The following is a 20,738-nucleotide window of genomic DNA, read 5'->3' as shown; positions in this document are numbered from 1 at the left end:
GGCTAGGAGGCATGCTCACCTACGACTCCACCGGTTTCCGACTCGACGGGCGGGGCTTGCGGATCCTGTCCGGGGCCATGCACTACTTCCGCACCCGCCCCGAGCAGTGGCCGCAGCGGCTGGCGGCGCTGCGCGCGATGGGCCTGAACACGGTCGAGACGTACGTGCCGTGGAACCTGCACGAGCCGGCCGAGGGCCGCTTCGAGCGGATCGAGGAGCTGGGCGCCTTCCTGGACGAGGCCGCCCGGCAGGGCCTGTGGGCGATCGTCCGGCCCGGCCCGTACATCTGCGCGGAGTGGGACAACGGCGGGCTGCCCGGCTGGCTGACCGCCCGCGTGGGGCGGCGCGCCCGCACCTCGGACCCGGCGTACCTGGCCGCCGTGGACGCCTTCTTCGACGTGCTGCTGCCGCAGGTCGTGGAGCGCCAGCACGGGCAGCCGGGCGGCAACGTGCTGATGGTGCAGGTGGAGAACGAGTACGGCTCGTTCGGCAGCGACGCCGCGTACCTGGCGCACCTGGCCCGGGGGCTGCGCGAGCGCGGGGTCACCGTCCCGCTGTTCACCTCGGACGGGCCGGAGGACCACATGCTGGCCGCCGGCGCGGTGCCCGGGGTGCTCGCCACGGTGAACTTCGGCTCCGACCCGGAGGAGGCGTTCGCCCTGCTGCGACGGCACCGGCCGGAGGACCCGCCGTTCTGCATGGAGTACTGGAACGGTTGGTTCGACCACTGGGGCAAGCCGCACCACGGCCGGGACGCCGCCGACGCCGCCGACACGCTGCGCCGGATCCTGGCCGCCGGCGGCTCGTTCAACATCTACATGGCGCACGGCGGCACCAACTTCGGCACCACCGCGGGCGCCAACCACGCGGACGAGCCGTTCAACTCCACCGACTGGACGCGTTCGCCCTACCAGCCGGTGACCACCTCGTACGACTACGACGCCCCGCTCGACGAACGCGGCCTGCCCGCGGGCAAGTTCGAGCCGTTCCGGCAGGTGATCGCCGACTTCGCCGCCGAACACCCCGACGAGGCGCGCTACTTCGACGACCGGGTGGCCGAACTCCCGGCGCCGGCGCCGGTGCTGGACGCCACCACGGTCGAGCTGACCGAGTTCGCGGCGCTGCCGTTCGAGCCGGCGGTGGACTCCCCGGTGCCGCCCACCTTCGAGGAACTCGGCCTGGAGCACGGCCTGGTCCGCTACACCCTGCGGGTGCCCGCGCTCAGCTCCGAGCAGCCGCTGGCCGTCGAGGGCCTGCGCGACCGCGCCACCCTCTGGCTGGACGGCAAGCGCGCCGCCGAACTGGAGCGCGGCGTCCCCGCCCCGCCGGTCACCGCGCCGGGCGGCACCGAGGTCCGGCTGCTGGTCGAGTCGCTCGGCCGGGTCAACTACGGCCCGCAGGTCGGCGAGACCAAGGGCATCACCGGCGGCGTCCGGCACGAGCGCCAGTACCTGCACGGCTGGCGCGCCGAGGCCTGCCGGCTGGAGCCGCTGCCCGCCGCGGAGTGGACCGACGGCTCGCCCGCGTCCGAGACCCTGGCCCGCGGTGTCCTCGACCTGACCGCGACCGGCGACACCTTCCTCGCCGTCCCCGGCGGCGGGCACGGCTACCTGTGGGTCAACGGCTTCCTGCTCGGCCGGTACGACGCGATCGGCCCGCAGACCACGCTGTACTGCCCGCAGCCGCTGCTCCGCGCGGGCCACAACGAGATCACCGTCCTGGAACTGGGCGACGCCGCCCCGGGCGCGGTCGAACTGCGCGCCGCCCCCGAACTCGGCTGAGGCCCGCGGCCCGGCCCGTCACGCCTCCCACCTGGCCAGCGGCCAGGACCTGAGCGAGGTGTAGCGGGGCGGGCCGTACCCACCGAAGTCGCTGTGCATCAGGTGCAGCTCGCCCGCCTCCCACTCGCGCCCCTGCCAGCCCTCCAGCGCCGCCGCCATCAGCTTCAGCTCGCCTGCGGCCAGCCGGCGCACCGCCCGGGGCGTGCCGTGCGAGGAGCCTGCCCGGGCCAGCGTCAGGTGGGGGTGGAAGCCGTGCCGGTCCGACTCCGCCCCGGCCTCCTCCAGCGCCTCCCGCACCCCTTCGGCGAGCCGCCGCAGCGCCCACGTCTCGCCGTCCAGGCCGACCCACAGCACCCGGTCGCCGAAGCAGCCCGCGCCCGCCAGCCGCAGCCGGTGCGCCCCGTGCTCGGACGCCACCCGCTCCAGCCGGTCCTCCATGGCCGGGACGTCCGCGGCCGGCACCTCGCCCAGGAACGCCAGCGTCAGGTGCCAGCCCTCCGGCTCGCTCCAGCGCAGCCGGTCCGCGCCGGACAGCCCGTGCAGCGGCGCCGCCGCGTCGGAGAGCTCCTGCAACGCCTCGACCGGCGGGTTGACCGCCACGAACAGCCTCATGGCCCCATCCTGCCCGGCCCGGGCGGAACTGGCCCGGGTGCGACCGGCCCGGGTAGAACTGGACCTCGTGGAGATCCGCACGGCCGGCCCCGACAGCGCCGACGACGTCCTCGCCCTGCTCGACGCCGCGGTCCGCTGGCTCGCCGCCCGGGGGCGCACCGGCCAGTGGGGCGAGCAGCCCTGGAGCACCCGGCCGGGGGCCGCCGAACGGATCCGCGGGTACGCCCGCGACCACCTGCTGCGCATCGCCGAGGACGAGCACGGCCGCACCGTCGGCGCCTGCGTCCTCACCACCGACGCCCCCGACGGCGTCCCGCCCGCGGACCGACCCGAGCTCTACATCCGCTGGCTGGTCACCGACCGCGAGCACCGCGGCCTCGGCGCCGTCCTGGTCGCCGACGCCCTCGACCGGGCCCGGGAGCGCGGCCGCCACCTGCTGCGCGTCGACTGCTACGCAGGTGACGACGGCGCCCTGGTCACCCAGTACGAACGCCTGGGCTTCACCCGCACGATCTCCTTCACCGAGGACAGAGCAGCGGGCCCCTGGCCCTGCCAGGTCCTGGAACTCCCGCTCTGACCCCGCTCCCCGCGCCCCGGCAGGGGCGCGGGGAGCTGCGCGAGCAAGCACCGAACGGCCTTCGGCTCACCGCAGCGCGAGGACCCGCCCGGCGTGCAGGTTGACCCGCAGCTTCAGCCCGGTCGCCCGGCTGAGCACCAGGGCCACCGTCGCGGCGGCCGCCGCGGACACCAGGCCGCAGGCCAGCAGCCCGAACCGGGGCCCGTACACGTCCGTCACCCAGCCGACCACCGGTGCGCCGATCGGCGTCCCGCCGGTGAAGACCAGCACCAGCAGGCCCATCACCCGGCCCCGCATCGCCGGGTCGGTCCCCAGCTGCAGCGCCGCGTTGACCGAGGTGTTGAAGGTCAGCCCGAACACGCCGATCAGCGTGAGCAGCACCGCGAACGTCCAGTACCCGGGCGCGAACGCGGCCAGCACCTCCAGCGCACCGAACGCCAGCGCCGCGGCCACCAGCCGCCGCAGGCGCGGCGCCCCGCGCCGCGCCGCGAGCAGCGCCCCGGCCAGCGACCCCACCGCCATCGCGGTGTTGAGCAGCCCGTACTCACCGGCGCCGACCCGGAAGGTGTCGTACGCGAACCCGGAGAGCAGGGTCGGGAAGTTGAAGCCGAACGTCCCGATGAACCCGGCCAGCACCATCGGCCAGAGCAGTTCCGGGCGCTCCTTCACGTAGCGCAGGCCCTCGCGGAGCTGGCCCTTCGCGCGGGCCACCGGCTCGGTCGGGCGCAGTTCGGCCTCCCGCATCGCCAGCAGGCCGCCGATCACGGCCACGAACGACAGCGCGTTCACGGCGAACGCCCAGCCGCTGCCGACCGCGGCGATCAGCAGACCGGCGACCGCCGGTCCGATCAGCCGCGCCGTCTGGAAGTTGGCGGCGTTCAGGCTGACCGCGTTGGACAGGTCCTTCGGCGGCACCATCTCGCTGACGAACGCCTGCCGCGTCGGGTTGTCGACCACCGTGACCAGGCCCAGCAGCAGCGCGAACACGTACACGTAGCCGGCGGTGACCACGCCGGTGACCGTCAGCACGGCCAGCCCGGCCGCGAGCAGGCCCATCGCGCCCTGGGTGGCGACCAGCAGGCGCCGCTTGGGCAGCCGGTCGGCGAGCACGCCGCCCCACAGGCCGAGCAGCAGCATCGGGAGGAACTGCATCGCGGTGGTCACACCGACCGCGAAGGGGCTGCCGGTCAGGCTCAGCACCAGCCAGTCCTGGGCGATGCGCTGCATCCAGGTGCCGGTGTTGGAGACCACCTGGCCGGCGAAGTAGTAGCGGTAGTTGCGGATCCGGAGGGAGGAGAACATCCCTCCGGGGCGGGTGAACCTTCCACCCGTCGGAGCGGCGGGGACCGCCGCGGTGCGTTCGTCGGGGTCGTCGTCGCCGGCGCCGGGCAGGCCCACGGGTGCGGGTGCGCGGTCCTCGGCGGCAGCGGAGGAGTCCACTGCGGGTTCGGTGGCGGAGTCGTCGGTGCGGATGGCGGCGGCAATCGTTGCGGCCGGTGTCACGGTGGTCTCCCCTCGGCGCGCGGCGGCCCGTTGTCCGGCCGTCGCGCCACGTTCGTTCGCTGTCGGTCCTGCGGTGATGCGGTACTCCTTCTTCCGTGCCGGTGGGATGTCCGTGCCTACAGGTGCGCGAGCTTGTACAGCACCGGTGCCGCCTCCTTGAGCTGGGCCCACTCCTCGTCGGTGAGGCCCTGCGCCAGCTCCGCCAGCCAGGCGTTGCGGCGCCGGCGGCTCTCGTTGAGGATCTCCTCGGCCTGCTCGGTGCTGCTGACGACCACCTGACGGCGGTCCTCGGGGTGCGGCTCGCGCCGCACCAGCCCCTTCTCCTCCAGCATCGCGATGATCCTCGTCATCGACGGCGGCTGGACGTGCTCCTTGCGGGCGAGCTCGCCGGGTGTGGCCTTGCCGCACCGGGCAAGCGTGCCGAGCACCCCGATCTCGGTGGGGCTCAGCGACTCCTCGACCCGCTGGCGTCTCAACCGGCGGGCCAGGCGCATCGCGGACGACCGCAGCTGGCTGATCGCCGCCAGGTCGTCCTCGGACATCTCGGGCATGTCCTTAGCCTACGTCATTACTCTGGCTAAAGAAAACCGATTAACGATCACCCGCGGGCGGCGCGGGGGTGCGGGGTGCTCAGTCCGTCGTCAGCTGGAACGCCAGGCGGCCGAACCGCACCCGGTCGCCGGCCCGGACCACGACCGCGCCGGCCACCCGGCGCTCGTTCACGAAGGTGCCGTTGCTGGAGCCGAGGTCGTACAGCACCCAGTCGCCGAACTCGCGCCGCAGCTCCGCGTGCAGCCGGGAGACGGTCGCGTCGCCGAGCCGCAGGTCGGACCCGGTCATCCGGCCGATCCGCAGCACCGTCACGCCGGGGCCGGGCAGCCGGAGGCCGGGCGCCTGCTCGGCCTCCCAGGTGTGCCGCAGCCGGACGTTGAGCGCCGACACCTTGGCCACCGTCCGCAGCAGCAGCCGCGAGAACCGGCCGTAGGTGTCGAGGTCGCCGACCACGTCGGCGAGTTCGGCCCGGCTGCGGGCGGCGAGGACGAGTTCCATCCGGCGGACGAAGGTGTCGTGGGAGAGCCGCCCACTGCCGACGCCTTCGCGCAGTGCGTCCAGGGCACGGTCCCGCTCGGCCTCGGAGGGCCGGGCCAGCTGGGTGCGGAACTCGATTGACGCCATGACAGAGATTGTCCGCGCCCCAGGTCAGCCCTGTCCAGAAGAACGCCGCGAGCCGACCCCGCGGGGACTGAACTCCCCTCCCGACGGGCAGATCCCGAGGGTCCGGGTCGGTGCCGGCGCCGGGCCCGCGTCGGGCCGCTCCGGGCCGCGCCCGACCGGCGGGAGCAGGAGGCAGCATGACCGTCGTCGCCGTCACCGGCCACCTCGACCTGCGCGGGGAGACCGTCCGGCTGGTCCGGGACGCCCTGCTCGACCTGCTCGCCGGACACCGCGCCGACGGGCTCACCGGAGTGTCCTGCCTCGCGCCGGGCGCGGACGCGCTGTTCGCCGACGCGGTCCTCGCCCTCGGCGGACGGCTGGAGGTGGTGCTGCCCTCCCCCGCGTACCGCACGACCGCCGTGACCGAGGACTACGCGCCCGAGTTCGACCGGCTCTGCGACCACGCCGCCGACGTGCTCGTGCTGCCCGAGCCCGCCCCCGGTCCCGCCGCGTACGTCGCCGCCAACGCCGAACTCCTGCGCCGCGCCGACCGCCTGGTCGCCGTCTGGGACGGCCTGCCGGGCGCCGGCCCCGGCGGCACCGCCGACATGGTCGCCACCGCCCGCACCGCCGGCCTCCCCGTCGACCGGATCTGGCCCCCGGGCGCCAGCCGCGGCTGACCCCGCCACCGCCCGGCCGACACCGCCCATGCTCCTGCCGCCCGGCTCGCCCCCGGCAGCGCCTCAGCCCGGCCGGTACGCCTTGAACTCCGCCGAGTCCAGCATCCACTCCCCCACCCGCACCGGGTCGCCGAACACGTACTCGTGCACCGCCCGGTACCGCGGACCGTCCGGCCCGTCCGCCGGGTCGCTGCACACGGTCACCGTGCTCTTCCGCGGGTCGATCAGGAGGTAGAGCGGGACTCCCATTGCGGGATAGTCCCGCATCTTCTCGGTGTAGTCGTTCGCATGGTTCGACGGCGAGACGATCTCGGCGACCAGGTGGAGGGCTCGCGGGTCGATGCTGTCCTGGAAGGTCTCCAACTCCGCCTCGGACGCCACGATCAGGTCCGGCCGCCGGAGGACTCCGAGTGCGGGGTCCTCGACGTCGCCGCCGGTGTGTGCGACGAGGTCACCGCCCAGCTGGCGGTCGAGCTGACGGCGCAGTCGCAGGGCGTTCAGCTCGTGCGGCGTCGACGGCGACATCATCATGGTGATCTCGCCGTCCCGGATCTCGACCTTGCTCGCCAGGTCGCCGTAGCGCTCCATGAGTTCGCCCGCGACGGCCCGGAGCCGCTCGTAGTCCATGCCTTCGAGACTAGCCGCGAACCCGTCCGCTCAGGCCTCGTCCGGGGCGAGGGACGGGATGTCGGCGCGGAAGAGGCTGAGGAGCAGGCCGTACGGTTCGGCGTCGGGGGTGGGGCCGCCGGTGCCGCAGGGTTCGTCGGCGTGGGACTGGAGGCGGGTGGTGAGGGCGCGGGCCTGGTCGGGGGTGAGCCAGAGGTGGCGGAGCAGGGTGTGCTCGCGCCCGTCGCCGCGTTCGGGGAGCATCTCGGCGAGTGCGGCGTTGAACAGGAACTCCGGTCCGATGCCGTCGGCGAGCCGGAAGCCGGCGCCGGCGGGGCCGAAGTACTGCTCGGTGCCGCCGCGTACCTGGCGGGTCTCGGCGACCCGGACCAGCCCGGCGTCCTGCAGGACCCGTACGTGGTAGCCGACGGTCCCCTTGGCGACGCCGAGCGCTTCGGCCAGCTGCCGGAGGGTGGCCGGGCGTTGCCGCAGCACGTTGACCATCCGGTGGCGGACCGGGTGCCCGAGCGCCTTGAACTGCGCGGGGGTGTTCAGCACGACAGGCTCTTCGTCGGTGGGCTCCACACCCAAAAGTGTCCATAATCCTCGACGCTTTGACAAACCCGACCCGAGGCCGCCAGACTCCCGACCACCAGAAAGCGTCGATGTTTCTCGACGCTTAACGAGATGACGACCCGAGGAGCCCAGCCCGATGCCGCTCTCCGCCGCCCACGTCACCACCCCGCGCCCCGAGCGCCGGATCGAGCAGCTCGTCTCCGACCTCGGCCACGAGGCCGCCACCGAGCTGGCCCTGGACGGCCGCGGCACGGTGACCCTCCCCGGCGGCGGCCGGTGCGTGCTCACCCCGACCCCCGACGGGCTGTCCCTGCTCGCCTCGGCCGCGGACGCCGAGTCGCTGGCCGCCGTCCGGGACGTCGTCACGCGCCACCTCTTCCACTCCCCAGTCCACGAGGAGCCCCCCACCCGCGAGCAGCCCGCCGTCCGGTGGGGCGAGCCCCGTCCCGGCGACGCCGTCGAGGCCGTCGACCCGGCGGTCGCCGACTACGTGCTGGCCCACTCCACCGCGCCGGACGCGCTGCTGCGCGAGCTGGTGGTGGAGACCCGCGAGGCGACCGGCCGGGCGGCGATGATGCAGGTGGCGCACGACCAGGGCGCGCTGCTGACGATGCTGACCCGGCTGGTCGGCGCCCGCCGGGCGATCGAGGTCGGGGTGTTCACCGGCTACTCCTCGCTGTGCATCGCCCGCGGCCTGGCCGCCGACGGGCACCTGCTGGCCTGCGACGTCAATGACGCGTGGACGGCCGTCGCCCGCCGCCACTGGGAGAAGGCGGGGGTCACCGACCGGATCGAGCCGGTGATCGGTCCCGCCCTGGAGACCCTGCGCGCCCTGCCGGCCGACCCGGTCGTCGACATCGCCTTCATCGACGCCGACAAGGCCGGGTACCCGGCGTACTACCGGGAGATCGTCCCCCGGCTGCGCCCGGGCGGCCTGGTCGTCCTCGACAACGTGCTGCTCGGCGGGCGGGTCCTCGACCCGGCCTTCACCGGGCCGGACCACGTCGCGATCCGCGAGCTGAACGCCTTCGTCGCCGCCGACCCCCGGGTGGACGCGGTGATGCTGCCGGTCCGCGACGGCGTCACCCTGGCCCGCAAGCGCTGAACCGTCCCCGATCCCTTGTCGCTCCGCACACCCCTGCGGTAGGAAACGCGCACCGCCCCCACGCGACCCGAGGAGTCGAAGTGTCGAACCACCGCGCCAAGTTCAGAGGCCGGGCCACCACCGGTCTGGCCGTCGTCGCGATAGCGGCCGGCGTGTTCTTCTTCATCGGCCTGGCCTCCCAGCAGCCCGCGGGCTGGGGCGCGGCGTACGCCTTCGGCTCCCCCACCGCCGTCCAGCTGCCCAAGAAGTGCACCACCGAGACGATCTCCAAGGGCGGCAGCGCGGGCCGCTCCACCACGGTCTGCGAGCACGCCACCTGGACCGTGGACGGCACCTCCCACGACGGCACCCTGTACGCGTACGCCGACCAGATCGACCGGTCCGCGAGCCCGGTGGCGTTCAAGGGCGAGCCGCGCGTGCTCGGCGACCGCGCCTACGGCGAGCCCGAGGTCTGGATGACCGTCCTCCACCTCGCCGCGCTCGTGGTGGCCGCCCTCGGCCTGCTGGGCCTGCTCGTCTCGCTCGCCCTGGCCGCCGTGCCGCCCCGCCGCCGCTGAGTCGCACCGCCCCAGGACGCCGAACGGCCCTCCCCGCAGCTGCTGCGGGGAGGGCCGTGGTGCTCGGGCCGTCAGAGCAGGCCGAGGGCCGGCATCAGGTAGTAGAAGAGGAAGACGCCGGCGACGGCGTACATCGCGACCGGGACCTCGCGGCCGCGCCCGGCGGCGACCCGCAGGATGCAGAAGGCGATGAAGCCGATGCCCAGGCCGTTGGTGATGGAGTAGGTGAACGGCATCATCACGATGGTCAGGAAGGCCGGGATCGCGATGGTGTAGTCCGCCCAGTCGATCTCCGTGACGGAGTTCGCCAGGATCAGGAAGCCGACGGTGACCAGGGCCGGGGTGGCGGCCTGGGCCGGGACCATGGTGGCGAGCGGGGTGAGGAAGAGCGCCACCAGGAAGAGCGCGCCGGTGACCAGGGAGGCGAAGCCGGTACGGGCGCCCTCGCCGACGCCGGCGGTGGACTCGACGAAGCAGGTGTTGGCGGAGGCGGAGGTCGCGCCGCCGGCCGCGGTGGCGATGCCGTCCACCATCAGGATCTTGTTGATGCCGGGCAGGTCGCCCTTCTCGTCGAGCAGGTGCGCCTCGTCGGCGACGCCGAGGATGGTGCCCATCGCGTCGAAGAAGCAGGACATCAGCACGGTGAAGACGAAGAGGACGCCGGTGAGGACGCCGACCTTGCCGAAGCCGCCGAACAGGCTGACCTGGCCGACCAGGCCGAAGTCGGGGGCGGCGACCGGGTTGCCGGGCCAGGCCGGGACGGTCAGGCCCCAGGCGGAGGCGTCGAGGTGGGCGACCTGCTGGATGACGACGGCGACGACGGTCATCGCGGCGATCGAGATCAGGATGGCGCCGGGGACCTTGCGGATCAGCAGCACCAGGGTGAGCACCAGGCCGAGCACGAAGACCAGCACCGGCCAGCCGAGCAGGTGCCCGCCGGTGCCGAGCTGCAGCGGCACGGTGGTGTGGGCGGCGTCCGGGATGCGGCTGACGAAGCCGGCGTCGACCAGGCCGACCAGGGTGATGAACAGGCCGATGCCGATGGCGATGGCCTTGCGCAGGCCGAGCGGCACCGCGTTCATGACGCGCTCGCGCAGTCCGGTGGCGACCAGCAGCATGATCGCGAAGCCGGCCAGGACGACCATGCCCATCGCGTCCGGCCAGGTCATCCGGGGTGCGAGCTGGAGCGCCACGATGGTGTTGACGCCGAGTCCGGCGGCCAGGCCGATCGGGACGTTGCCGATCACGCCCATCAGCAGCGTGGTCAGGCCGGCGGTCAGCGCGGTGGCGGTGACCAGCTGGGCGCTGTCCAGGTGCACGCCGTTCAGGTCCGTGGCGGACGCCAGGATGATCGGGTTGAGCACCAGGATGTACGCCATCGTGAAGAAGGTGGCGACACCGCCGCGGAGCTCGCGGGGCAGCGAGGAGCCGCGCTCGGAGATGCGGAAGAAACGGTCCAGGGCGCCGGCGGGGGGCTTCGGGGAGTCCTGGGACGGCTCGGGCGACATGGAGGTCGACTGGGCCTGCGGAGACATTCGGGTGTCCTCGTCGAGTGGGGGCGAAGAGAGGAGACTCGGTGCCCGAGCAGCGGTGGCCGGGACCGCCGGGGCCCAGGGGGAATGGTCGCGGAGCCAACCGGAATCCCCAGTATGAGTTTCCGGTCGTGCACGCGCCATCTTCGCGCGTAGATGCAACCCCTTACGGCCAACTCCGGTCACAGCTCGACGCCGCCGCCTCTGCCGTGCCGCCCGGCACGCCCCGTACGCTAGGCCCCATGCCGAAGACCGCACTGCGCCCCGCTCCCCCACCGCTCGAGGTGAACGACGTCGCCATCGTCGCGGGCGGCACGGTGCTGTGGTTCGTCGGTTTCCTGGTGCTGCTGCCGTTCCAGAGCGCGCTGTCGGAGCACGGGCACGGCACCTGGCCGTGGATCTGCCTGTCCGGAGGCCTGCTCGGCCTGATCGGCGTCTGGTACTGCCGCGCCCGCCGGGACGCGATCCGTCGGGACCGGGCGGCCCAGGCCCAGGCGCAGGCCGCGGAGCAGCAGGCCGACTGACCCACCCGGAAGGCCCCAAATCGGGGCGTAGCGGACAGTCGCGCCCCTAGAGTCGGTGCCATGACGCTCCCTGCGGACGGCCCCGACGCGGACGGCACCGACCCCTCCCGCTCCGGCGCGCACGCGACCGGGCTCGGCACCGGGCACTCCACCGGTCTGAGCGCCGCGGAGGTCGCCGAGCGGGTGGAGCGCGGGCAGGTGAACGACGTCCCGGTCCGTTCCAGCCGCTCGACCCGGGAGATCGTCCGGGCCAACGTCTTCACCCGGTTCAACGCGATCATCGGCGTGATGTTCGGGATCATCCTGGTGGTCGGCCCGCTCCAGGACGGCCTGTTCGGCCTGGTGATCGTCGCCAACACGGCGATCGGCATCGTCCAGGAGCTGCGCGCCAAGCGGACCCTGGACAGCCTGGCGCTGATCGGCGAGGCCCGGCCGCAGGTCCGCCGGGACGGGCGGGCGGTGCAGGTGCCGAACTCCGAGATCGTGCTGGACGACACCGTGCTGCTCGGCATCGGCGACAAGGTGGTGGTGGACGGCCTGGTCAGCGAGGCGGACGGCCTGGAGATCGACGAGTCGCTGCTGACCGGCGAGCCGGACCCGGTGCTCAAGCGGCCGGGCGACGAGGTGATGTCCGGCTCCTTCGTGGTCGCCGGGGCCGGCGCGTTCACCGCGACCAAGGTCGGCCGGGAGGCGTACGCGGCGCAGTTGGCCGAGGAGGCCAGCCGGTTCACCCTGGTCAGGTCGGAGCTGCGCAGCGGCATCAACGACATCCTGCGGATCATCACCTACCTGCTGATCCCGACCGCGATCGGCCTGATCATCAGCCAGCTCGCGGTGCAGGGCAACGACTGGCGCGAGGCGGTGCGCCGGATGGTCGCCGGCATCGTGCCGATGGTGCCGGAGGGGCTGGTGCTGCTGACCTCGGTGGCGTTCGCGATCGGGGTGATCCGGCTGGGCCGCAAGAAGTGCCTGGTGCAGGAGCTGCCCGCGATCGAGGGCCTGGCCCGGGTGGACACCGTCTGCCTGGACAAGACCGGCACGCTGACCGAGGGCGGCATGGACCTGGTGGAGCTGCGGCCGCTGGAGCCCGGCCGCCGGGAGCTGCCGGCCGCCGACGGTCGGCTGCGGCCGGGCGCGCCGTCGGCCGACCGGATCTTCGCCGACCGCGCGGTGCTCCAGCAGGCCCTGGGCGCGATGGGCGGCGCTGACGCCCGGCCGAACGCCTCCATGCAGGCGGTGATCGACGCCTACGGGGCGCCGGATGGCAGCGGCGCGGGCGGCGGGGAGGGCAGCGGCGCGGGCAGCGGTTGGCGGGTGCTGGAGGCGATGCCGTTCTCCTCGGCCCGCAAGTGGAGCGGGGTGCAGCTGCTGGAGCCGCAGGGCGGCGAGGCGAGCTGGCTGCTGGGCGCGCCGGACGTGCTGCTGCCGGCCGGCGACCCGGTGCTCGCCGACGTGGACGAGCTGGGCGCCAAGGGCCTGCGGGTGCTGCTGCTGGGCCGCAGCCCGGTGCCGCTGGACGCGCCGGACCCGGCCGCGGAGCTGGAGCCGCTGGCCCTGGTGGTGCTGCAGCAGCGGCTGCGCGACGACGCGGCCGACACCCTGCGCTACTTCGAGGGCCAGAACGTCCGGGCCAAGGTGATCTCCGGCGACGCGGCGGTGTCGGTGGGCGCGGTGGCCGCGCACCTGGCGCTGCCCGGTGCGGAGACCGCGCTGGACGCCCGGACGCTGCCCGAGGACGCCGAGCAGCTGGCCGAGGTCGCCGACCGGACGGCGGTGTTCGGCCGGGTGACGCCGCAGCAGAAGCGCCTGCTGGTGGGCGCGCTGCAGGCGCGCGGGCACACGGTGGCGATGACCGGCGACGGCGTCAACGACGTGCTGGCGCTGAAGGACGCCGACATCGGCGTGGCGATGGGCACCGGCTCGGACGCCACCAAGGCGGTGGCGCAGATCGTGCTGCTGGACGACCGCTTCGCGACCCTGCCCTCGGTGGTGGCCGAGGGCCGCCGGGTGATCGGCAACATCGAGCGGGTGGCCAACCTGTTCCTGGTGAAGACGGTCTACTCGGTGCTGCTGGCGCTGCTGGTGGTGATCACCCAGGTGCCGTACCCGTTCCTGCCGCGGCACTCCACGGTGCTGTCCACGCTGACCATCGGCGTGCCGGCGTTCTTCCTGGCGCTGGCGCCCAACAACGAGCGGGCCAGGACCGGCTTCGTGCGCCGGGTGCTGCGGCTCGCCGTACCGGGCGGGATCATCGCCGGCACCGCGACCTTCACCGCGTACATGCTGGCCCGGGCCAACCACGACACCGACCTGGAGGCGGACACCAGCGTGGCGACGCTGACGCTGTTCCTGGTGGCGATCTGGGTGCTGGCGATCGTGGCCCGGCCGTACACCTGGTGGCGGCTGCTGCTGATCGGGACGATGTGCTTCGCCTTCGCCCTGGTGCTGTGGGTGCCGTGGCTGTCGGACTTCTTCCAGCTCTCGCTGGCGGGGGTGCGCGACCCGTGGCTGGGCGTGGTGATCGCGGCGGTCGCGGGCGTCCTGCTGGAGGTGGTCTGGCGGGTGGTGGTGCTGCGGATGAACGGCGAGGAGCGGTAGCCGTCATCGGACGACAATCCCCGGTTTATCGCCCTGCCGGACAGTGGAACCGGCACCGGCCGCCCGGGCCGGGAGCGCCCCGCAGGGGGGAGGGGGCGCTCCCGGTGGGCGGCTACTCGTAGTCGCGGGCGGCGAGGAGCTCGTACGCGCGGTCGGGTTCGCTGAGCGCGGCGAGGATCTCGAAGCGGCGGTGCCACTGGCCGACCGACCAGGCCAGGCCGGCGGCGAGGCCTTCGGGGGTGGCGGCGTGGAGGAGTCCGGGGACCGGGGGGACCTCGAACTCGTCGTCCTCGTCGCCGGCCTCGGCGTGCTCGGGCTCGTAGGGCAGTTCGGGGGCGGTGGCGGCGGTGTCCCAGCGCCAGCCGACGTGCGCCTCCTCGCCGTCCGGGCCGACCACCAGGAGCTCGTCGTGCTCCTCGTAGACGGCGGGGCAGCCGGGCAGCAGTTCCCGCACGACGGCGGGGACGCGGTGCAGGGCGCCCTCGGAGAGGACCCGGCCGCCGGCCACCTCGCTGGCCAGCGAGACGTGCAGCCGCTCGGCCAGGTCGGCCGCCAGGGAGGGCTCGACGGGCAGCACGGGGTGGCCGTGCAGCAGCTCGACCAGGTCGGGTGCGTCGGCCACCACGGCCCGGGAGGCGTCCACGACGACGGTCACGTCGTCGCGGCGGCCGGTCGCCTCGTCCAGCGGGGCGAGGGCCCGGACCACGTCCAGGGCCTCCACCCGGTCGAGCGGCAGCCGGGCCAGCGCGGTGTAGATGCCGTGGAGCTGGCGGTGGGTCACCTCGGCGTCGGCGTCGACCAGCCGGTCGACCACCTCGTCGGGGCCGTGCGGCTCGTCGAGCAGGGCGGCGAGCGTGGTGCGCACGCCGAGGGCGTGCAGGAACTGCGGGTCGAGCGTGGTGCGCGCCTCGTCGTAGAGGCCGCGCAGCAGCGGGTCGGCGCCGGCGGCGCGCAGCCCGGCGGGTTCGCGGCCGTCCAGCACCGGGTGGTCGCGCAGCCACCAGGCGGTGTACGAGGGCAGGTCGACGTAGCGGCCGTCGGGCAGCAGGGTGCGGACGGGGGCGACCACCGCGTCCCGGTAGGGGGGCCGGGAGAGCAGGGCGAGCGCCTCGGGCCAGGCGGCGTCGTGGACCAGGTCGAGGTCGCGGACGGCGAGCAGTTCGGCGGCGACCGGGGGGACGCCCAGCTCGCCGGCGTCGTCGGCGTGCAGGGCCTCCAGGGCGTCCTCGCACCAGTCGGCGAGACCGTCCGGCGCCTCGTCGATCAGGCCGGTCGGGGCGCCGCCGGCGGCCCGGTCGGCGGGGACGGTCGGGTCCAGGCGCTCCAGGTCGTCGGGGTCGAGGACCACGTCCTCGGCGCGGACCAGCACGAAGGAGGCCAGTGCGCCGGCGGCGGCCAGCACCTCGGGGCCCCAGCGGTCGTACAGGTCCTCGTCGACGTAGGCGGCGTCGTCCTCGCGGGCGAGGGCGGCGAGCGGGCTGTCGGGGAGGATCAGCTCGCCGGCCCGGGTGAGTTCGCCCTCGTCGTCGGGCAGGGCGAGCCGGGCCAGCCAGGGGTGCTCGCCGACCGCCGGGGCGGCCGCCCTGACCAGCGCGAGGACGGCGTCCGCGAGGTCCACGGCGGCGTCGAAGTCGTCCTCGCCGAGTTCCAGCGAGCGGGCGACGGCGGCGCGCACCTCGGGGGTGTCCAGCACCCCGGCGGGGGTGGCGGTGCCGGCGCCGAGCTTGGCCAGCAGCGGGTGCGCCGCCTCGGGGTGGGCCAGGCGCAGGTCCAGCAGGGCGAGCGCGTCGGACAGGGACTGCGGGTAGCCCTCGAAGCCCTCCCAGTCGGCGGCGTCCGAGGGCAGCAGCACCCGGCGCGGGCCGGTGACCGTGCGGCCGTCGGCGAGCGGGACGGGCAGCGCGCCGAGCGCCTCCGGGTCGGCGCCGGCCAGGCCCGCGTACAGGTTGCGCCACCAGGCCGGCTCGCGCTCCAGGCCGCCGAGCTGGTCGACCACCTCGGCGAGCGGGACGCGCCGCACGTCCAGCGCGCGCAGTTCGGCCCGGCGCTCCAGGCCGGCCGGCAGCAGCCCGGGGAAGATCGGCGCCAGCGCCTCCACCACGGCGTGGTCGGCGCCCTCCAGCAGCGTCGCGTCGCGCGGCTGCAGTGCCGGGGTGCCCTCCTCGACGCCCTTGGGGTGCGGCAGGAACGGGGTGGCCGGCAGCCGGTGCAGGATCGCGGCGCGCAGCGCGTTGTCGAGGGCGCCCTGGCCGAGCGGGGCGGGCACCAGCGAGAGCGAGTGGACGTCGGCACCGCGGGCGCGCAGCAGCCCGGCGTAGGCGTCGGCGGCGCGCTCGGTGAGGAAGTCGGTCAGCGGGCCGGGGGCGACGTGCCGGCGGGTGGAGTCCAGCGGGTACCCGGCGATCAGCAGCGCGGGCACGCCGAGCGGCTCCTCGCTGGGCGTCGGGGCGTGCACCACCGGGGTGGTGCGGGGCGCCTGCGGGTGGCCGGCGTGGTTGACCGGGACGGCCCAGGTGATGCTCCAGTACGGCCGGGCCCGCTCCTCGGTGGGGCGGTCGGCGAGCAGCGCCGGGTCGATCGCGCCGGCGGCGCCGACCGTCTGCCAGACCGTCCGGGTGTCGCCGTCGGTGACGGTGACGGTGGTGATGCCGTCCGGGCGCTGCGGGTCGGTGGCCCGGGTGAGGGTGCGCGTCCCCTCGGGCGTCTCGACGGTGATCTCCGCCAGGCCCGGGAGGGTGAGCAGCAGCGCGTCGTCGATCTCGGCGAGCAGCCGCCTGGTCAGGTCGGTGGCGGCCGCGTCGCGCAGCGGCAGCACCACCACCGTGTCGTAGCCCGCCGGGGCGGCGCCCTCGGCGGGGAACGGCAGGCGCAGCAGCGGGACGTGGCCCTCGCGGCGGCGCAGCTCCTCGGCGAGCTCCGGGCGGGCCCCGGTCAGCTCGTACGCCTCCGCGAGGGACCAGCGGACGCCGCCGTGCGAGGACAGCACGGCGGGCTCGTCGGTCACCGCGAGCACGGAGGAGAAGCCGACGCCGAAGCGGCCGACCGTGCCGCGGCCCCCGTCCCGGTCGTCCGCGGCGTCGCGCTTGGCGGAGGCGCGCAGGGTGGACAGCGACTCGACCGCGGCGGCGTCCAGCGGGGCGCCGGTGTTGGCGGCGGCCAGCACGCCGTCGTGCAGGGTCAGCCGGAGCCGGCCGGGGAGGGTGCCGGCGCGGGCGGCCGCGTCGGCGGCGTTCTGCGCCAGTTCGACGACCAGCCGGTCGCGGTAGCCGCCGAGGGCCAGTTCCTCCTCGGCGTTGGCGTCCTCCCGGAACCGGGCCGGCGCGGCGCTCCACGCCTCCAGCACCCGCCGGCGCAGCCCGGCGGTGTCGAAGACGTCCGCCGCCTGCTCGTCCGTCCCACTGCCGATGATCCGAGGCTCCACTGACCCGCCCTTCGCCGACCGTCACGCTGCGTACGGCCGCATTGTCGCAAACAGCAAGTACAACAGGGGCCCGGGGAACTGCGAGACAGTTCCCCGGGCCCCTGGAAGTGGACCCTAGGCGTGGCCCAGCTCTTCGGCCGGTGCGTCGGGCTCGACGGAGCCGCTGGTGCGGTCGGGGTGGATCTGCAGCGGCTCGACCACGGTCTCGTCGAGGATCAGCTCGGACGGGACCGGCGGGGCCGGGAGGACGGCGGCCTCGGAGTGCGCGCCGCAGCCGTACGCGAGCGAGACGACCTGCCCGTCGGCCGGGCCGAACTCGTTTCCGCAGACGCCGAACGCCTGCCCGAGCGAGCCGCCGATCGGCACCAGGAAGCCACAGGTGGTGCAGGACGCCGGCGCGGACTGCGCCATCGGCGTCTGCGGCCCGTACGCGGACTCCCAGCGCTCGGCGGCGGCGTGCAGGCCGAGCCGGGAGAGCACCCGGGCACGCCCGAGGCCGAGCTCCTCGGCGACGGCGCCGATCTCGGCCCGGGCCGGGACGGGCTGCACGTCGGGGTCGCTGACCACGACGTCCTCGTCGGCGGTCTCGGCGAGCGCCGAGTTCGGCGCGGGCTCGTCCTCGCCGCTCCAGCCGGGCTCCAGCCGGACGTCGTCGGCGCCGGTCGGCAGCAGGTCGCCGGGGCCGAGGTCACCCGGCCGCAGGCGCTCGCTCCACGGCACCCACTGAGGGGCGAGGACCGCCTCGTTGCCGGGCAGCAGGGCGACCTCGTCGAGCGTCACGTTCTTGGCGCGCGGGGCACGGGCGACCGTGACGGCCCAGTGCCAGCCGCGGTAGGCGGCGTCCTCGCACGCGAAGGTGTGGGTGACGACGCGGTCGGCCTCCGCGGTCACACCGAGGTGGGCGCCGACACTGGCCGCTCCGACGGTGTCCACGGCTGCCTGGCGGGCGAGTTCGACGGCCTCCGCACAGAGCCGGTCAGGGGTTCGGCTTCGCATCGCAGCGCTCACGGCGTCGATTCTCTCCCAGTCCTGTCATTCCTGCGGTCGTTCTCCGGCGGCCCGCGTTGGGCGGTCCTTCGCCGGACGTCGCTGCCACGTCTCTATTCTGCTCGACCCGGGACCGCTCGGGGGACGGGCCGCGCCGCCCGGTCCCGCTACCCCCGGTGCACTCGGGTGCGCGCGTAGTGCAGGCTACCCGCCGGTCCGCCGTGCAGCACAGCCCGGGTACCGGCAGGCTCACGGACCCGGGCACGCCGGAGACCCCAATCACTCGTATGCCACGGCAATGTCGGGCAGGATGGGGCTGTGGCGGATGAGACTCCGTCGCAGCACGGACTGCACTCCTCGCAGGCCGATGGCCGGCCGGAGCAGGCAGCCGTGGTGCGGCAGCAGCCGGTGGACTCCCCGGTCGACGACGCCCCGCCGGGGGCGGACGGCGCTGCCGCGGAGCCGGAGGAGCAGCGGCCGGACGGACAGCGACCGGACGGTCAGGAGCCGGACGGACAGCGACCGGACGGTCAGGAGCCGGACGGACAGCAACCCGACGGACAGGACCCGGACGGACAGGAGCCGGAGACCAAGGTGGTCCGGGGCCGCGGGTTCCTCGCCCGGGGCGCGTCGGCCGCCGGGGTGCGGACCGGACGGGTGGTGCACGGCACCGGCCGGCGGATCCGGAAGGCGACCTCGGCGGAGGGCGCCGGCGAGTCCGGCCTGGCGAAGCTGATCGAGCTTCACGCGATCAACTCCTTCGGCGACATGCTGATCACCATCGCCCTGGCGTCCTCCATCTTCTTCTCGGTGCCGACCGGCGAGGCCCGCGACCGGGTCGCGCTCTACCTGCTGATCACGATGGCGCCGTTCGCGCTGCTCGCCCCGGTGATCGGCCCGCTGCTGGACCGGCTGCCGCACGGCCGCCGCTCGGCCATGGCGATGTCGATGCTGGCCCGCGCGGTGCTGGCGTGGACGATGGCCGGGGTGGTGACCTCGGGCGGGCTGGCGCTGTACCCGGAGGCGCTGGGCGTGCTGGTCGCGTCGAAGGCGTACGGGGTGGTGCGCTCCGTGGTGGTGCCGCGGCTGCTGCCACCGCAGCTGTCACTCGTGAAGGCGAACTCGCGGGTCACCCTGGCCGGGCTGCTGGCCACGATGGTGGCGGCGGGGGTGGGCGGGCTGCTGCACCTGATCGGTCCGGGCTGGCCGCTGCGCGGCGCGTTCCTGGTCTTCGTGATCGGCATGCTGATGGCGTTCCACCTGCCGCACAAGGTGGACTCGGCCAAGGGCGAGGTCCGGGCCCAGCTGCACGCCGAGCCGCACGGGGCGAAACCGGTGGCGCGCGGGGTGCTGCGGGCGGTCGGCCCGTCGGTGATCATGGCGCTGCGCGGGGTGGGGACGCTGCGCTGGCTGGTCGGCTTCCTGGTGATGTTCCTGGCGTTCCTGATCCGCAAGGACCCGCCGGGCGGGCTGCCGGAGACGGTGGCGCTGGGCGTGGTCGCCGCGGCGGCGGGCATCGGCAACGCGCTGGGCTCGGTCCTCGGGTCCTGGCTGCGCACCCGCGGCTCGGAGGCGACGGTGACCGCGATGCTGCTGGTGGCGACGCTGGCGACCGGCGCGGCGGCGCTCTGGTACGGGATCGCCACGGTCGCGATCGTGGCGGCGACCTCCGGGATGGCGGCCTCGCTGGGCAAGCTGGCGCTGGACGCGCTGATCCAGCGGGACGTCCCGGAGGCGGTGCGGACCTCTGCCTTCGCCCGCTCGGAGACGGCCCTGCAGCTGTGCTGGGTGGCGGGCGGCCTGGTGGGCATCGCGCTGCCGCTGAACGAGGCGCTCGGCCTGACGCTGGCCGCGGCGGTGCTGGCGGTGATGCTGCTGTGGAGCTTCCGCTCGCTGCTCAGGACGGGTGTGCGCCGGCCCGCCGCTCGCCCGCGGGTGGCATGACCACGCGCGTCGGCCCACCCCCGCGTCGCGCGACCGCCCGAGCCCGGTAGATTCTTGCCCATGAGCCTCAGCACCCGCGTGATCGTCGGCCTCGGCGCCGTCGTCCTGATCGGAGCCGGCACGGTCGCCGGTTCGGTCGCCGTCGCCAGCGACAAGGGCAAGCCCGCCGAGCACCAGGCGACCCTGACGGTCGGCCGGTCCTCGATCACCGCCGCGCCGGCCTGCTACAACGACGGCAAGCCGCTCGACAAGGCCCAGCTGGCCAAGTGCCAGGTCGACGCCAAGCAGGCCCGCGAGAGCAAGACCAACCCGTCCTCCGACGTGGTCTCCAGCGACCGGATCGGCGTCGGCGTGCCGACCGAGACCGCCGACCGCGGCTGGTTCGCGTTCACCGACGGCGGCGCCCAGGGCGAGGCCGTGCTGGCGCAGGACGTGAAGGGCTCGACCTGGTCCGGTTCGGTCGCCGCCTCCACCGTCCTGAACTCCAGCGGCACCACCACGGTGACCGTCGTCGAGGCCAGCCAGAAGACCAACGAGGTCTACGCGGTCTGGTACTTCGAGCTGCACCAGAAGGGCTGAC

At 74.5% G+C, this 20,738-nt stretch carries 18 protein-coding genes and 1 pseudogene; 10 read left to right on the top strand and 9 right to left on the bottom strand.

Annotation, left to right across the window (positions count from 1 at the left end; genetic code table 11):
• Positions 1 to 11 precede the first annotated feature (11 nt).
• Positions 12 to 1,781, top strand: a complete 1,770-nt coding sequence (locus ACGFX4_RS15030; RefSeq protein WP_393073382.1) for a glycoside hydrolase family 35 protein — start codon at positions 12 to 14, stop codon at positions 1,779 to 1,781.
• An 18-nt stretch (positions 1,782 to 1,799) separates the two neighbouring features.
• On the opposite strand, the gene thpR is transcribed toward ACGFX4_RS15030, so the two are convergent.
• Entirely contained in the window at positions 1,800 to 2,393 is a 594-nt protein-coding gene (thpR, locus tag ACGFX4_RS15025; protein ID WP_393073380.1) for an RNA 2',3'-cyclic phosphodiesterase, read from the bottom strand.
• Positions 2,394 to 2,460: 67 nt separating this feature from the next.
• Here thpR and ACGFX4_RS15020 point away from each other — a divergent pair, with 67 nt between their 5' ends.
• Positions 2,461 to 2,970 carry a GNAT family N-acetyltransferase gene (locus ACGFX4_RS15020; RefSeq protein ID WP_393073377.1) on the top strand — a complete coding sequence of 170 codons (510 nt, stop codon included), beginning with the start codon at positions 2,461 to 2,463 and terminating at the stop codon, positions 2,968 to 2,970.
• Between the two features lie 66 nt (positions 2,971 to 3,036).
• Here ACGFX4_RS15020 and ACGFX4_RS15015 read toward each other — a convergent pair whose 3' ends face one another.
• The 3 genes from ACGFX4_RS15015 to ACGFX4_RS15005 form a co-directional block, all read right to left on the bottom strand.
• Positions 3,037 to 4,410, bottom strand: coding sequence for an MFS transporter (locus ACGFX4_RS15015; RefSeq protein ID WP_393073598.1), 1,374 nt, complete (start codon positions 4,408 to 4,410; stop codon positions 3,037 to 3,039).
• Between the two features lie 179 nt (positions 4,411 to 4,589).
• Entirely contained in the window at positions 4,590 to 5,024 is a 435-nt protein-coding gene (locus ACGFX4_RS15010; RefSeq protein WP_393073375.1) for a MarR family winged helix-turn-helix transcriptional regulator, read from the bottom strand.
• A gap of 79 nt (positions 5,025 to 5,103) precedes the next feature.
• The gene (locus tag ACGFX4_RS15005; protein ID WP_393073372.1) at positions 5,104 to 5,649 is read right to left on the bottom strand and encodes an FHA domain-containing protein; all 546 of its coding nucleotides are present in this window, start codon (positions 5,647 to 5,649) and stop codon (positions 5,104 to 5,106) included.
• A gap of 176 nt (positions 5,650 to 5,825) precedes the next feature.
• Between ACGFX4_RS15005 and ACGFX4_RS15000 the strand changes: the two genes are divergently transcribed.
• Complete coding sequence (locus ACGFX4_RS15000; RefSeq protein WP_393073370.1) at positions 5,826 to 6,308, top strand: hypothetical protein; 483 nt, start codon at positions 5,826 to 5,828, stop codon at positions 6,306 to 6,308.
• Positions 6,309 to 6,371: 63 nt separating this feature from the next.
• Here ACGFX4_RS15000 and ACGFX4_RS14995 read toward each other — a convergent pair whose 3' ends face one another.
• Both ACGFX4_RS14995 and ACGFX4_RS14990 read right to left on the bottom strand, forming a co-directional pair.
• Positions 6,372 to 6,935, bottom strand: coding sequence for a Uma2 family endonuclease (locus tag ACGFX4_RS14995; protein ID WP_393073367.1), 564 nt, complete (start codon positions 6,933 to 6,935; stop codon positions 6,372 to 6,374).
• A 30-nt stretch (positions 6,936 to 6,965) separates the two neighbouring features.
• Positions 6,966 to 7,499, bottom strand: a complete 534-nt coding sequence (locus ACGFX4_RS14990) for an ArsR/SmtB family transcription factor (RefSeq protein ID WP_393073365.1) — start codon at positions 7,497 to 7,499, stop codon at positions 6,966 to 6,968.
• 127 nt (positions 7,500 to 7,626) lie between these two features.
• On the opposite strand from ACGFX4_RS14990, the pseudogene ACGFX4_RS14985 reads away from it, so the two are divergent.
• The 3 genes and pseudogenes from ACGFX4_RS14985 to ACGFX4_RS14975 all read left to right on the top strand — a co-directional run.
• Positions 7,627 to 7,857, top strand: a pseudogene (locus ACGFX4_RS14985) (DUF2218 domain-containing protein); the annotation flags it as partial.
• 123 nt (positions 7,858 to 7,980) lie between these two features.
• Positions 7,981 to 8,595: an O-methyltransferase gene (locus ACGFX4_RS14980; RefSeq protein WP_393073595.1), complete on the top strand. Its 615-nt coding sequence runs from the start codon at positions 7,981 to 7,983 to the stop codon at positions 8,593 to 8,595.
• An 80-nt stretch (positions 8,596 to 8,675) separates the two neighbouring features.
• Entirely contained in the window at positions 8,676 to 9,152 is a 477-nt protein-coding gene (locus ACGFX4_RS14975) for a hypothetical protein (RefSeq protein ID WP_393073362.1), read from the top strand.
• A gap of 71 nt (positions 9,153 to 9,223) precedes the next feature.
• Here the strand turns inward: ACGFX4_RS14975 and ACGFX4_RS14970 are convergent, their stop codons facing one another.
• Entirely contained in the window at positions 9,224 to 10,660 is a 1,437-nt protein-coding gene (locus ACGFX4_RS14970) for an NCS2 family permease (protein WP_393073593.1), read from the bottom strand.
• A 266-nt stretch (positions 10,661 to 10,926) separates the two neighbouring features.
• Between ACGFX4_RS14970 and ACGFX4_RS14965 the strand changes: the two genes are divergently transcribed.
• Entirely contained in the window at positions 10,927 to 11,208 is a 282-nt protein-coding gene (locus tag ACGFX4_RS14965) for a DUF2530 domain-containing protein (RefSeq protein ID WP_393073359.1), read from the top strand.
• 60 nt (positions 11,209 to 11,268) lie between these two features.
• Complete coding sequence (locus tag ACGFX4_RS14960) at positions 11,269 to 13,806, top strand: HAD-IC family P-type ATPase (protein WP_393073357.1); 2,538 nt, start codon at positions 11,269 to 11,271, stop codon at positions 13,804 to 13,806.
• 112 nt (positions 13,807 to 13,918) lie between these two features.
• Here the strand turns inward: ACGFX4_RS14960 and ACGFX4_RS14955 are convergent, their stop codons facing one another.
• Positions 13,919 to 17,227 (bottom strand): sacsin N-terminal ATP-binding-like domain-containing protein, encoded by a 3,309-nt coding sequence (locus ACGFX4_RS14955; RefSeq protein ID WP_393073354.1) that lies wholly within the window; start codon positions 17,225 to 17,227, stop codon positions 13,919 to 13,921.
• A 114-nt stretch (positions 17,228 to 17,341) separates the two neighbouring features.
• A complete protein-coding gene (locus tag ACGFX4_RS14950) occupies positions 17,342 to 18,223 on the bottom strand; it encodes a DUF3027 domain-containing protein (protein WP_393073590.1) in 882 nt (293 codons plus the stop codon).
• Positions 18,224 to 18,808: 585 nt separating this feature from the next.
• Between ACGFX4_RS14950 and ACGFX4_RS14945 the strand changes: the two genes are divergently transcribed.
• Positions 18,809 to 20,158 carry an MFS transporter gene (locus ACGFX4_RS14945; protein ID WP_393073588.1) on the top strand — a complete coding sequence of 450 codons (1,350 nt, stop codon included), beginning with the start codon at positions 18,809 to 18,811 and terminating at the stop codon, positions 20,156 to 20,158.
• Between the two features lie 60 nt (positions 20,159 to 20,218).
• Complete coding sequence (locus ACGFX4_RS14940; protein WP_393073352.1) at positions 20,219 to 20,737, top strand: hypothetical protein; 519 nt, start codon at positions 20,219 to 20,221, stop codon at positions 20,735 to 20,737.
• Position 20,738: the final 1 nt, after the last annotated feature.

This window comes from Kitasatospora sp. NPDC048365 (assembly GCF_043200835.1).
GTDB classification, from domain to species: Bacteria; Actinomycetota; Actinomycetes; order Streptomycetales; family Streptomycetaceae; genus Kitasatospora; species Kitasatospora terrestris.
This window is presented reverse-complemented; position numbering and strand designations above follow the sequence as displayed.

What these genes read in the sequence shown, in the direction of transcription:
- ACGFX4_RS15030 (WP_393073382.1), top strand. Translation starts at nt 12, where the DNA reads ATGCTCACCTACGACTCCACCGGTTTCCGACTCGACGGGCGGGGCTTG.
- thpR (WP_393073380.1), bottom strand. Translation starts at nt 2,393, where the DNA reads ATGAGGCTGTTCGTGGCGGTCAACCCGCCGGTCGAGGCGTTGCAGGAG.
- ACGFX4_RS15010 (WP_393073375.1), bottom strand. Translation starts at nt 5,024, where the DNA reads ATGCCCGAGATGTCCGAGGACGACCTGGCGGCGATCAGCCAGCTGCGG.
- ACGFX4_RS15005 (WP_393073372.1), bottom strand. Translation starts at nt 5,649, where the DNA reads ATGGCGTCAATCGAGTTCCGCACCCAGCTGGCCCGGCCCTCCGAGGCC.
- ACGFX4_RS15000 (WP_393073370.1), top strand. Translation starts at nt 5,826, where the DNA reads ATGACCGTCGTCGCCGTCACCGGCCACCTCGACCTGCGCGGGGAGACC.
- ACGFX4_RS14995 (WP_393073367.1), bottom strand. Translation starts at nt 6,935, where the DNA reads ATGGACTACGAGCGGCTCCGGGCCGTCGCGGGCGAACTCATGGAGCGC.
- ACGFX4_RS14970 (WP_393073593.1), bottom strand. Translation starts at nt 10,660, where the DNA reads ATGTCGCCCGAGCCGTCCCAGGACTCCCCGAAGCCCCCCGCCGGCGCC.
- ACGFX4_RS14965 (WP_393073359.1), top strand. Translation starts at nt 10,927, where the DNA reads ATGCCGAAGACCGCACTGCGCCCCGCTCCCCCACCGCTCGAGGTGAAC.
- ACGFX4_RS14960 (WP_393073357.1), top strand. Translation starts at nt 11,269, where the DNA reads ATGACGCTCCCTGCGGACGGCCCCGACGCGGACGGCACCGACCCCTCC.
- ACGFX4_RS14950 (WP_393073590.1), bottom strand. Translation starts at nt 18,223, where the DNA reads ATGCGAAGCCGAACCCCTGACCGGCTCTGTGCGGAGGCCGTCGAACTC.
- ACGFX4_RS14940 (WP_393073352.1), top strand. Translation starts at nt 20,219, where the DNA reads ATGAGCCTCAGCACCCGCGTGATCGTCGGCCTCGGCGCCGTCGTCCTG.